Below are 12520 nucleotides of genomic sequence, written 5' to 3'. Positions count from 1 at the left end.
CTGAACTACTCGCCGCTGGTCTTGATCTTGGTTCGGCCCGGCTTGGAGCCCCCGAAGCCGGAGACCGTGCCCAGGCCGGCGCTGCCGCCGCTGCGGCTGCCGCCCTGGCCGAACATCGAACCGCGCCGGCTCAGACCGCCCCTGGCGGCCTTCGGCGAACCGCCGCCGGAACCCGCGGTACCGCCGCCGCTGCTGACCGGCACCGCGATGGAGCGCCGGGCCAGCGCCATCACTCCCGGCACCACGAACGGGGCCAGCAGCACGTCGTAGATCACCGAGGTGACCAGCAGGCTGCCGACGCCCACGTGCCGCGCCGCCGAGTCGCCGACCAGCGCGCCGACGCCCGCGTAGAGCAGGGTCGCCGCGAACGCGGCCGCGGCGACCACCAGCAGCGGGGTCAGCACCGAGCGGATCTGGCCGCTCTCCGGCCGCAGCAGCCCCGCGGCGTAGCCGAGCACGCAGAGCACCAGCGCGTAGCGGCCCACCGCGTGGTCCGAGGGCGGTGCCAGGTCCGCCAGCAGCCCGGCGCCGAAGCCGACCAGGCAGCCGCCCTTCGGCCCGTACACCAGCGCGAGCCCTATCACCACCAGCAGCATCAGGTCCGGTACCGCGCCGGGCAGTCCGAGCCTGGCGAACACGCTCACCTGGACGACCAGGGCGACGACGACCAGCACGGTGGAGAGCAGGATGCGGTGCAGCCACATGGGACTAGTGGGCCTTCCCGTTGGCGGACTTGCTGGCAGGGGTACTGGCCGGCTTGGGCGGCAGCACGGCGTCCCTGGGGTCGGTGGCCGGCGGCTGGACCACCACGCCGACCAGGTCCAGGCTGGTGAAGTTGACGAAGGGTCGGACCAGCACGGTCCGGGTCAGCTGGCCGGGGTCGTTCTCCACCTTGGTCACCGTGCCGACCGGGACGCCGGGGACGAACGGGCGGTCGTTCTGCGAACCGAAGGTCACCAGCCGGTCGCCCGCCTTCACCACGGCCTGCGCGCTCAGCAGTTCCACCCGCAGCGGCCCGGTGCCCTCGCCGGTGGCCACGCCGACCTCGCCGCTGCCCTCCATCCGGGTGCCGACCGAGAAGCCTGGGTCGCTGGCCAGCAGCACCGTGGAGGTGGTGGGAGCGACCGTGGTGATCCGGCCGACCAGGCCGTCCCCGTCGATGACGGTCATGTCGCGCTTGATGCCGTCGTTGCCGCCGATGTCGATGGTGACGGTCCAGGAGAAGCCCTGCGCCGCACCGATGGCCACCACCTGGGCGGCCTTGACGGTGTACTGGCCCGCACCGGCGGCGCCCAGCATCCGGCTCAGCTCGGTGGACTGGCCGCGGGCCAGGTCGGAGCTGTTCAGCTGCTGCTTGAGCTGCAGGTTCTGCTGCTCCAGCGCGCTGATGCGGTTGTGCTGCGCACTGGCGTCGGTCACCGAGTGGACGGTGTCCGCCACCGGGTTGACCAGACCGGACACCCCGCTCTCGACCGGCCCGAGGACGGAGGCGGCGACGTTCCTCGGCCCGTTCAGCGGCGAGGTGTCACCGCCCCGGATGTCCACGGTGATCAGCGCGAACGCCACCGCGATCAGCAGGACCAGCAGCAGCCGGCTCTCTCGTGTGTCCCTCACGGTCCTCGGCGGTGCCCTTCGCTGTCGTGGTGTGCGTCTTGGGTGCCCGGCAGACCGGTTGAGCCGGCGTCAGATCCGGTGTGCGGGGTCAGCGGCGCGGCTGGGCGTCCAGTACCTGTTGGAGCACCTCGAAGTCCTCGACCACCTGTCCCGAGCCGAGGGCCACCGAGTCCAGCGGGTTCTCCGCGATGTGGACCGGCATCCCGGTCTCCCGGCGCAGCCGTTCGTCCAGGCCGCGCAGCAGTGCGCCGCCCCCGGTGAGAACGATGCCGCGGTCCATGATGTCACCGGCGAGTTCCGGCGGGCACTGGTCCAACGTGGTCTTGACGGCGTCGATGATCTGGTTGACCGGCTCCTCGATCGCCTGCCGGACCTCCGCCGCGGAGATCACGATGGTCTTGGGCAGACCGCTGACCAGGTCGCGGCCCCGGAGCTCGCTGTGCTCCTCCTTGTCCCCGTCGACGGGGTGGGCCGAGCCGATGGTCATCTTGATGTTCTCGGCGCTGCGCTCGCCGAGCAGCAGCGAGTACTCCTTCTTGATGTGCTGGATGATCGCGTTGTCCAGTTCGTCGCCGGCGACCCGGATCGACTGGGCGGTCACGATCCCGCCCAGCGAGATCACCGCGACCTCGGTGGTGCCGCCGCCGATGTCGACCACCATGTTGCCGGTCGGCTCGTGCACCGGCAGCCCGGCGCCGATCGCCGCGGCCATCGGCTCCTCGATGATGTGCACCTGGCGCGCGCCGGCCTGGGCCGCAGCCTCGATCACGGCGCGCCGCTCCACCCCGGTGATGCCGCTGGGCACGCAGACCACGACCCGCGGACGGGCCAGGTAGCGGCGCCGGTGGATCTTGAGGATGAAGTAGCGGAGCATCCGCTCGGTGATCTCGAAGTCGGCGATCACCCCGTCCTTCATCGGACGGATGGCCACCACGTTGCCGGGGGTGCGCCCGATCATCCGCTTCGCCTCGGTGCCGACCGCCAGGATGCTGCCGGTGTTGGTGTTCACCGCGACGACCGACGGCTCGTTGAGGACGATCCCCCGGCCCCTGACGTACACCAGCGTGTTGGCGGTGCCGAGGTCGACAGCCATGTCACGACCAATGAACGACATGTTGTTCGCCATGGGTATGCGGGGCCTTCCCGGGGTCGAGGGGGTTTGGGGCGGCGGGCCGTCCCCATGGTAGCCAAGTACACACTGAGGGTGACGATGGACCCCCTGCCATTGTCGGGGCAGACGATCACATTTCCTGCTATTGGGACGCCGGTGTCGGCTGCGTAGTTCCTGGACGGCCGGAACTCAGGAATAGATTATTCCGCTATCCCCATAATCCGACAGAAGCAGCGCCGTAGAAATACCGGCGTGTCAGCTCAGGCCGGGGAAGAAGATCTTGATCTCACGCTCGGCGGAGGTGTCCGAGTCCGAGGCGTGGATCAGGTTCTCCCTGGTGATGGTGGCGAAGTCACCACGGATGGTGCCGGGGCCCGCCTCCAGCGGGTTGGTCTTGCCGGCCAGCGCGCGGATCCCCTCGATCACGCTCTCGCCCTCCACGATCAGGGCCACCACCGGGCCCGAGCCCATGAACTCCATCAGCGGCTCGTAGAACGGTTTGCCGATGTGCTCGCCGTAGTGCTGCTCCAGCGTGGCGGTGTCCAGGGTGCGCAGTTCCATCGCGGCGATGGTCCAGTTCGCCTTGCGCTCGATCCGGCTGATGATCTCGCCGATGAGGCCGCGTCGGGTGGCGTCGGGCTTCAGGAGGACAAGGGTGCGCTGCGGCATGGCGGAGCTCCGAGGGGGGTCGAGCCGAACGGGTGGGAGAACAGCTTGGGAGGGTGTGGCGAGCCTACCCGAGACGGCCTGGGCATTCGAACGCCAGGTGGACGTCAGCTCGCTTGTGCACGCGCCGTTTTGATGATGTCAATCTTCCGACCGTAGTGGACCGAGGCCCACCACAGCGCCGCAAAGATGACACCGAGTCCGTACATCATCCCCACGACGGTACCGCTGGCGATCAGCGCGACCTGGAGCACCCAGCCGACCGCGACCGCGCCCGGACGGGTGATCACACCGCAGAGCAGCACGCACAGGGCCATCGCGGCGCCGCAGACCGTCCACAGCGTCGTGGAGGAGACATCGGAGAGGTGCATCGCGACCAGAGCGGCGAAGCCGACCACCATCGCCTCGGCGATGAGCGTGGACGAGCAGAGGGTGCGCACGGGAGGCCTTTCGGACAGGACGGTTCGGTGGCAGGACGGTTCGGTGGCGGGAAGGGTTCGGTGGGAGCCGTCAGCGACGGTTGCGGCTGAGCAGGATGCGGGCCTCGCCCACGGTGATGATCGAGCCGGTGACCAGCACGCCCGAGCCGCCGAGGTCGCCCTCCTCCTCCGCCAGCGTCACCGCCGCCTCGATGGCGTCGTCCAGACGGGTCTCCACCAGCACCCGGTCCGGGCCGAAGATCTCGACCGCCTGCTCGGCGAGGCGGTCGATGGAGGTGGCCCGCTGGGTCGAGTTCTGGGTGATCACGACCTCGGCGAGGACCGGCTCCAGGGCCTCCAGCAGTCCGCTGGAGTCCTTGTCGCCACTGGTGCCGATCACCCCGATCAGCCGGGTGAAGCCGAAGGACTCGCCGATGGCGTCGGCGGTGACCCGCGCCCCGGCCGGGTTGTGGGCGGCGTCCAGCACGATGGTCGGACTGCGGCGGACCACCTCCAGCCGGCCCGGGGAGCTGACCCCGGAGAAGGCGGCGCGGACCTTGTCGATGTCCAGCGGCTGCTGGTGCGCGGCGCCGACACCGAAGAAGCCCTCGACCGCGGCCAGCGCCAGCGCGGCGTTCTGCGCCTGGTGCGCGCCGTGCAGCGGGATGAAGACCTCGGTGTACTCGTGCCCGGAGATGCCGCGCAGGGTCAGCAGCTGCCCGCCGACCGCGACGTCCCGGTGCACCACACCGAACTCCATGCCCTCCCGGGCGACCACGGCGTCCTCCTCGACGGCGCGCCGCAGGATCACCTCGGCGGCGTCCAGCGGCTGCTGGGCCACCACCGCCAGGGCGCCCTTCTTGATGATCCCGGACTTCTCGGTCGCGATCTTGCCGGGCGTGTCGCCGAGCTTGTCGGTGTGGTCCAGCGAGATCGGGGCGATCACCGCGACCGGGGCGTCGATGACATTGGTGGCGTCCCAGGACCCGCCCATGCCGACCTCAACCACCGCGACGTCCACCGGCGCCTCGGCGAAGGCGGCGTAGGCCATCCCGGTGAGGATCTCGAAGAAGGACAGCCGGATCGGCTGAGCGGCGTCCACCATGCCGATGTACGGCTCGATGTCGCGGTAGGTGTGCACGAACAGCTCGGGGCTGACCGGCTCCCCGTCCAGGCTGATCCGCTCGGTCACCGACTCCACGTGCGGGCTGGTGTAGCGGCCGGTGCGCAGCTCGAAGTGGCGCAGCAGCTGCTCGACCATCCGGGCCGTGCTGGTCTTGCCGTTGGTACCGGTGATGTGGATCGAGGGGTAGGCCCGCTGGGGCTGGCCCAGGATGTCCATCAGCGCCGAGATCCGGTCCAGCGAGGGTTCCAGCTGGGTCTCCGGCCAGCGCGAGGCCAGCTCCGCCTCGACGGCACGCAGCTGCGCCGCGGGGTCGTTCGAGGTGATGTCGTCCGAGGTCGCGTCGGCGTCGTTCGGCGGGGTGGTGCGGGATGCGTCGCTCACCCCGCCAGTCTACGGAGCGTGGGGAGTCGCGGCGGACGGCGGGGCGGGTGCCCGCCGGGCTCGGGAGAGGCGGGGCCGGGTGGGGCCCGGGTTCGGCCTCTGGTACGGCGGAAGGACCGCCGCGCGGCTGCGGGGCGGTCCTTCCGGTGTGGTGGCGTGTCCTGCGTCGGCCTGTTCCTCAGCCGGCCGGCAGGGCCGCGATCTGCGCGGTGAGGCGGTTGATGTCGGCCTCGGCCTTGGCCTGCCGGGCCTGGATCTTCTCGACCGCGACCGGGGCCGCCTTGGCCAGGAAGGCCTCGTTGGCGAGCTTGGCGCCGGCCTGCGAGAGCTCCTTCTCGGCGTTGGCGAGGTCCTTGGTCAGTCGCTTGCGCTCGGCGGCGACGTCGATGGTGCCGGACAGGTCCAGCGCCACGGTGGCGTCGGCAACCGAGAGGGTCGCGGTCGCGCTGAAGTCCGCACCGGCGGGCTGGAGCTTGGCCAGGGAGCGCAGTGCGCCCTCGTGCGCCGCCAGCGTGGTGCCGGACAGGTCCAGCCGGGCCGGGACCTTCTGACCCGGGTTGAGCCCCTGGTCGGCGCGGAACCGGCGGATCTCGGTGACCACCTGCTGCAGCTGCGCGATCTCCGCCTCGGCGGCCGCGTCCGCGCGGGAGGCGTCCACCGTCGGCCACTCGGCGACCACCACGGACTCCCGCCCGGTCAGCGTCGTCCACAGGGCGTCGGTGACGAAGGGGATGACCGGGTGCAGCAGCCGCAGGGTGACCTCCAGGACCTCGCCCAGCACCCGGCGCGAGGCGTCGGCCTGCGGGCCGCCCTCGGCCAGCACCGACTTGGACAGCTCGACGTACCAGTCGAAGACCTCGTCCCAGGCGAAGTGGTAGAGGGCGTCGCTGAGCTTGGCGAACTGGTAGTCCTCGTAGAGGCCGTCCACCTCGGCGACCACCGCGTTCAGCCGGGACAGGATCCAGCGGTCGGTGGCGGTGAGCTGCTCGGCCGCCGGCAGCGGGCCCTCCAGGGTCGCGCCGTTCATCAGCGCGAAGCGGGTGGCGTTCCAGATCTTGTTGCAGAAGTTCCGGGAGGCCTTGACCCAGTCCTCGCCGATCGGCACGTCGGCGCCCGGGTTAGCGCCGCTGGCCAGGGTGAACCGGACCGCGTCGGCGCCGAACTCGTCCATCCAGTCCAGCGGGTCCACGGCGGTGCCGGAGGACTTGGACATCTTCTTGCCGAACTGGTCGCGGACCAGGCCGGTGAGGGCGATGGTGTGGAACGGCGCCTGGCCGTCCATGGCGTACAGGCCGAACATCATCATCCGGGCGACCCAGAAGAAGATGATGTCGTGGCCGGTCAGCAGGACGTCGGTCGGGTAGAACTTCTCCAGGTCACGGGTCTGCTCGGGCCAGCCCAGGGTGGAGAAGGGCCATAGCCCGCTGGAGAACCAGGTGTCCAGGACGTCGGGGTCCTGGTGCCAGCCGTCACCCGTCGGGGGCTGCTCGTCCGGTCCGACGCAGACGACCTCGCCGTCCGGGCCGTACCAGACCGGGATCCGGTGGCCCCACCACAGCTGGCGCGAGATGCACCAGTCGTACATGTTGTCGACCCAGCTGAAGTAGCGGCCCTCCAGCTCCTTGGGGTGGATCTGCACCCGGCCGTCGCGGACCGCCTCGGCGGCGGGCCCGGCCAGCGGCGCGACCTTGACCCACCACTGCAGCGACAGCCGCGGCTCGACCACGGTGTGGCAGCGCGAGCAGTGCCCGACCGCGTGCATGTAGGGGCGCTTCTCCTCGACGATGCGCCCCTGCTCGCGCAGGGTGCCGACGACGGCGTCCCGGGCCTCGAAGCGGTCCAGTCCGAGGAAGGGGCCGTGGACGGTGATGACGCCGTGCTCGTCCAGGACGTTGATGTTGGGCAGGTTGTGCCGCTGGCCGATGGCGAAGTCATTGGGGTCGTGGGCCGGGGTGACCTTGACCGCGCCGGTGCCGAACTCCGGGTCGACGTGTTCGTCGGCGACGACCGGGATCCGACGGTCCGTCAGCGGCAGCGCGATGGTGCGGCCGACCAGGTGCGCATAGCGCGGGTCGTCCGGGTGGACCGCGACCGCGGTGTCGCCCAGCAGGGTCTCGGCACGGGTGGTGGCGACGACGACGGAGTCCTCGCCGTCCCCGTAGCGGATCGAGACCAGCTCGCCGGCCCGGTCCTCGTGCTCGACCTCGATGTCGGAGAGCGCGGTGAGGCAGCGCGGACACCAGTTGATGATGCGTTCGGCGCGGTAGATCAGGCCGTCGTCGAACAGCTTCTTGAAGATGGTCTGGACGGCCTGGGACAGGCCCTCGTCCATGGTGAAGCGCTCACGGGACCAGTCGACGCCGTCGCCGAGGCGACGCATCTGGCCGAGGATCCGGCCGCCGTACTGCTCCTTCCACTCCCAGACCTTCTCGACGAAGGCCTCCCGGCCGATGTCGTGCCGGGACAGGCCCTGCTCGGCGAGCTGCTGCTCGACCTTGTTCTGGGTGGCGATGCCGGCGTGGTCCATGCCCGGCAGCCACAGCGCCTCGAAGCCGAGCATGCGCTTGCGCCTGGTCAGCGCGTCCATCAGCGTGTGCTGGAAGGCGTGGCCCAGGTGCAGGGCACCGGTGACGTTGGGCGGCGGGATGACGATGGTGTACGGCGGCTTCTCGCTCTTGGCGTCGGCCTCGAAGTAGCCCCGCTCGACCCAGCGCTCGTACAGCGGGCCTTCTACCTCCGCCGGCGAGTACTGGGTCGGCAGGGTGTTCGGCTGGGCGCTGTGGTCCCCGGCGTTCGCGTCGTGCGCGTCAGGCTCGGGGCGCTGGTTCGTGTCGGTCACGCGGCACAGTTTACGAGGAGTGGGGGCGTGGTAACGAACCGCTTTAGCCGCAGCCCGGCAGGACGTGGGGGTCCGGGGGGTCGCCCCCCGCAGCACTGCAGCACGAGGAGTGGGGGCGTGGTAACGAACCGCTTTAGCCGCAGCCCGGCAGGCTTTGCATCCCCTTCGGTCGCGCCTCCCGCGTGGTGGGGCTGTGGGTGGGTTCACTTGTGCGCTGTTGGTGCGTGCAATGGGAGGACGCGGGTGAGCAGCGGGGACGGCGGTAGTGAAGAGGTCGGCGCGGCAGCGCGCAACGCTGCTCGGCGGGCGCGGATCGAGGAGCTGCGGGCCGCCGAGAAGGCCAGGGTGAAGAAGCGCCGGACGGTGTTCGCGGTGGCCGCCGTGGTGGTGGTCGCGCTGGTCGCCGGTGGGCTGGTGTGGGCGACGACCCGGCCGGTCTTCTGCGGGGACGCGGCCTCCGGCAGCCCCAACGGCAAGCAGTGGAAGACCGCGCCGGCCATGTCCATCGACACCTCCGCGGCCTACAGCGCCACACTGAAGACCTCCTGCGGCGACATCGGCATCAAGCTGGACGCCAAGAACGCCCCGCAGACCGTCAACAGCTTCGTCTTCCTGGCCCAGCAGAACTACTTCGACCACACCAAGTGCCACCGCCTGACCACCAGCGGCATCTATGTGCTGCAGTGCGGCGACCCCACCGGCTCCGGCAGCGGCGGCCCCGGCTACACCCTCCCCGACGAGTACCTGAAGGACCCGGCGGTCCAGGGCGGCAGCTACCCGGCCGGAACGGTGGCGATGGCCAACACCGGGACCGCGCACACCGGCGGCAGCCAGTTCTTCCTGGTCTACCAGGCCAGCCAGCTCGCGGCGAACTACACCCCGTTCGGCACCATCACCTCGGGCCTGGACATCCTGCAGCACATCGCCAGGGACGGCGTCCAGGGCGGCGGCAGCGACGGAAAACCCAAGGACAACGTCGTGATCAACAGCGTTCCGGTGACCAAGGAGTGACCTCGGTTTTCTCATGACGCGTTCACGACGTTCACATTCTCTGCAAGATTTCGGCCCGCAAGGTCGAAGTCATGAGCAGCAGAGTTGAGCCGGACCAGGGTCGCCGTCGTCGTAAGCGGCAGCTGGTGTCGATCGCCGTGACCGCCGTCATGGCCGCGGGTGCCCTGGGCGGTCTCGCCTACGCCGCCGAGGGCAGCGGCAGTCCGGCCATGGTCGCCAGCGCGAGCAGCAGCACCATCACGGTCACCGGCTCCGCGTCCGCCACCGTCGCCGCCTCCACCTCTGCCTCGGCCTCCGCTGCTGCCTCCGCCAGCTCTCCCAGCCTGGACGAGCAGGCCCGTACCGCCCTGGCCACCGCCGAGTCCTCGCTGGTCAGCGGCTTCTCCGGAAACGTCTCGGTGGCGGCGCTGGACCTGGACACCGGGGCCACCGCCGACTACGGCAACACCGGGAACAGCTACGACACCGCGAGCATCGTCAAGGTCGACATCCTGGCGACCCTGCTGCTGCAGACCCAGGACAGCGGCGGCCTCAGCAGCGCCCAGAAGGCCCTGGCCACCTCGATGATCGAGCAGAGCGACAACGACGCCGCGTCCACGCTGTGGAACGAGATCGGCGGTGCGGACGGGCTGAACGCCGCCAACAGGACCTTCGGCCTGACCGGCACCACCGGTGGCAGCAACGGGAACTGGGGCCTGACCCAGACCACCGCGGCGGACCAGTTGACGCTGCTTCAGGTGGTGTTCGGCGACGACTCGCCGCTCGACAGCGCCTCGCAGAAGTACCTGCAGGGCCTGATGGGCCAGGTCGAGTCGGACCAGGCCTGGGGCGTCTCGGCCGCCGCCGACAGCGGCACCGCGACCGAGCTGAAGAACGGCTGGCTGCAGCGCAGCCAGAGCGGGCTCTGGGACGTCAACAGCATCGGGAAGGTGACCGTCGACGGCCACAGCGTGCTGATCGCGGTGGTGTCGGACGGCGGCAGCACCGAGGCGGGTTCGATCAGCCTGGTCGAGTCGGTCGCCTCGGCCGCCGCGAACGCGATCACCAGCGTCGGCTGAGCCCGCCCCGCACCGCACCACCCCGACATGCAGGAACCCCGCCCGGACCGAGATCCGAGCGGGGTTCCTGAACGTCCGGCTACGCCGACTTCTCGCGGCGCTCGCGCTGGCTGCGCAGATCGCGCGGCACCAGCGTCGGGTTGACGTGCTCCAGCACCACGTCCTCGGTGACCACCACGCGGGCGACGTCCTTGCGCGAGGGCACCTCGTACATCACGGACATCAGCACCTCCTCCATGATGGCGCGCAGGCCGCGGGCGCCGGTGGAGCGCTTGATGGCCTGGTCGGCGATGGCGTCCAGCGCGGTGTCCGAGAACTCCAACTCCACGCCGTCCAGCTCGAACAGCCGCCGGTACTGCTTGACCAGGGCGTTCTTGGGCTCGGTGAGGATCTGCAGCAGCGCGTCGCGGTCCAGGTTGTGGACGCTGGTGATGACCGGCAGACGGCCGATGAACTCCGGGATCATCCCGAACTTCACCAGGTCCTCCGGCATGACCGCGCGGAACTGGTCGCTGGACTCGATCTCGTGCTTGGACCGGATCGTCGCGCCGAAGCCGATGCCCTTCTTGCCGGCCCGGGACTCGATGATGCGCTCGAGGCCCGAGAAGGCACCGCCCACGATGAACAGCACGTTCGTCGTGTCGATCTGGATGAACTCCTGGTGCGGATGCTTGCGGCCGCCCTGCGGGGGCACCGAGGCGGTGGTCCCCTCCAGGATCTTCAGCAGCGCCTGCTGCACGCCCTCGCCGGAGACGTCGCGGGTGATCGACGGGTTCTCGCTCTTGCGGGCGACCTTGTCGATCTCGTCGATGTAGATGATGCCGGTCTCGGCCTTCTTGACGTCGTAGTCAGCGGCCTGGATCAGCTTCAGCAGGATGTTCTCGACGTCCTCGCCGACATAGCCGGCCTCGGTCAGCGCCGTGGCGTCCGCGATGGCGAACGGCACGTTCAGCATCCGGGCCAGGGTCTGCGCCAGCAGGGTCTTGCCGGAGCCGGTCGGGCCCAGCAGCAGGATGTTGGACTTGGCCAGCTCGATGCCGTCGTCGCGGCCGTGCTTGCCGTTCTCGCCCGCCTGGACCCGCTTGTAGTGGTTGTAGACGGCCACGGAGAGTGACTTCTTCGCCGCCTCCTGGCCCACCACGTACCCGTCGAGGAACTCGTAGATCTCGCGGGGCTTGGGCAGCTCCTCGAACCTCACCTCCGAGGTCTCCGCGAGCTCCTCTTCGATGATCTCGTTGCACAGGTCGATGCACTCGTCGCAGATGTACACGCCGGGCCCGGCAATGAGCTTCTTCACCTGCTTCTGGCTCTTTCCGCAGAACGAGCACTTGAGCAGGTCGCCACCGTCACCGATGCGTGCCACGAGGTGAATCCCCTTCGCCAAAGGCTCCGTGGGGCAGGAGCCTGGTGCTTGGTTTCCGACGGTACTCCGTCAGGAGCCCCGATCCGCCGACTTCGGCGGTCTTCCCTCTTCCGCCCTGGGCGAAGTGCCGTCAGGGTGGGCGATGCAGGGCGCGGCAATTTTGAGAGTGCCTGTCACCGATGGTGCCAGGCCGGGGCCCCCGCTCCAATAGCCGGGGGCCGACGGACTGCGTGGTACTCGTCTCAGTGACTGGACCGGGGACGGTCTCAGTCGTTGAGCGAGCTCTTGCGGGTCGAGGTGATCTGGTCGATCAGCCCGTACTCCAGCGCCTCGGCCGCGGTGAGGATCTTGTCGCGCTCGATGTCCTCGCTGATCTGCTGCGGGGTCTGGTGGGAGTGCTTGGACAGCATCTCCTCCAGCTGCTCGCGCATCCGCTGGATCTCGGCGGCCTGGATCTCCAGGTCGGAGACCTGGCCGCGGCCGGTCTCGGTGTAGGGCTGGTGGATCAGGATCCGGGCGTTCGGCAGCGCCAGGCGCTTGCCGGGGGCGCCGGCCGCCAGCAGCACCGCGGCGGCGGAGGCCGCCTGGCCCATGCAGACGGTCGCCACGTCGGGCTTCACGAACTGCATGGTGTCGTAGATCGCGGTCAGCGCGGTGAAGGAGCCGCCGGGCGAGTTGATGTACATGGAGATGTCCCGGTCCGGGTCCATCGACTCCAGGCAGATCAGCTGCGCCATGATGTCGTTCGCGGAGACGTCGTCGACCTGGGAGCCCAGGAAGATGATGCGCTCCTCGAAGAGCTTGGCGTAGGGGTCGTACTCACGCACACCCTGCGAGGTGCGCTCGACGAAGCGCGGGACGATGTAGCGGCCCTCGGCGCGCATGTCCTCCAGGCGCCGCTCGGCGCTGGACAGGCTGGGGATGTTCATAGC

At 69.8% G+C, this 12520-nt stretch carries 11 protein-coding genes; 2 read left to right on the top strand and 9 right to left on the bottom strand.

Annotated elements, in window-relative coordinates:
* Positions 1-5: 5 nt before the first annotated feature.
* From mreD to IF29_RS0106090, 7 genes are all read right to left on the bottom strand, one after another.
* A complete protein-coding gene (mreD, locus tag IF29_RS0106120) occupies positions 6-704 on the bottom strand; it encodes a rod shape-determining protein MreD (protein ID WP_030250643.1) in 699 nt (232 codons plus the stop codon).
* A 4-nt stretch (positions 705-708) separates the two neighbouring features.
* The gene (mreC, locus tag IF29_RS0106115; RefSeq protein ID WP_037594420.1) at positions 709-1614 is read right to left on the bottom strand and encodes a rod shape-determining protein MreC; all 906 of its coding nucleotides are present in this window, start codon (positions 1612-1614) and stop codon (positions 709-711) included.
* A gap of 88 nt (positions 1615-1702) precedes the next feature.
* A complete protein-coding gene (locus IF29_RS0106110; protein WP_030250637.1) occupies positions 1703-2728 on the bottom strand; it encodes a rod shape-determining protein in 1026 nt (341 codons plus the stop codon).
* Positions 2729-2980: 252 nt separating this feature from the next.
* Entirely contained in the window at positions 2981-3394 is a 414-nt protein-coding gene (ndk, locus tag IF29_RS0106105; protein WP_030250636.1) for a nucleoside-diphosphate kinase, read from the bottom strand.
* Positions 3395-3498: 104 nt separating this feature from the next.
* Entirely contained in the window at positions 3499-3831 is a 333-nt protein-coding gene (locus IF29_RS0106100) for a DUF4233 domain-containing protein (RefSeq protein ID WP_030250633.1), read from the bottom strand.
* Positions 3832-3901: 70 nt separating this feature from the next.
* A complete protein-coding gene (gene folC / locus IF29_RS0106095) occupies positions 3902-5260 on the bottom strand; it encodes a bifunctional tetrahydrofolate synthase/dihydrofolate synthase (RefSeq protein ID WP_051725008.1) in 1359 nt (452 codons plus the stop codon).
* Positions 5261-5495: 235 nt separating this feature from the next.
* The gene (locus IF29_RS0106090) at positions 5496-8078 is read right to left on the bottom strand and encodes a valine--tRNA ligase (protein ID WP_051725007.1); all 2583 of its coding nucleotides are present in this window, start codon (positions 8076-8078) and stop codon (positions 5496-5498) included.
* A gap of 390 nt (positions 8079-8468) precedes the next feature.
* Between IF29_RS0106090 and IF29_RS0106085 the strand changes: the two genes are divergently transcribed.
* A complete protein-coding gene (locus tag IF29_RS0106085; protein ID WP_030250625.1) occupies positions 8469-9167 on the top strand; it encodes a peptidylprolyl isomerase in 699 nt (232 codons plus the stop codon).
* A 71-nt stretch (positions 9168-9238) separates the two neighbouring features.
* Positions 9239-10225, top strand: coding sequence for a serine hydrolase (locus IF29_RS0106080; protein WP_030250623.1), 987 nt, complete (start codon positions 9239-9241; stop codon positions 10223-10225).
* Positions 10226-10304: 79 nt separating this feature from the next.
* On the opposite strand, the gene clpX is transcribed toward IF29_RS0106080, so the two are convergent.
* Together clpX and IF29_RS0106070 are read right to left on the bottom strand one after the other, a co-directional pair.
* Entirely contained in the window at positions 10305-11588 is a 1284-nt protein-coding gene (gene clpX / locus IF29_RS0106075; RefSeq protein ID WP_030250620.1) for an ATP-dependent Clp protease ATP-binding subunit ClpX, read from the bottom strand.
* Between the two features lie 266 nt (positions 11589-11854).
* Positions 11855-12517, bottom strand: a complete 663-nt coding sequence (locus tag IF29_RS0106070; protein ID WP_030250617.1) for an ATP-dependent Clp protease proteolytic subunit — start codon at positions 12515-12517, stop codon at positions 11855-11857.
* Between the last annotated feature and the right edge of the window lie 3 nt (positions 12518-12520).

The sequence above is a fragment of the Streptacidiphilus jeojiense genome, from assembly GCF_000719095.1.
Lineage (GTDB): Bacteria > Actinomycetota > Actinomycetes > Streptomycetales > Streptomycetaceae > Streptacidiphilus > Streptacidiphilus jeojiensis.
Note: the sequence above shows the minus strand (reverse complement) of the source record. Positions and strands in the feature narration are given on the sequence as shown.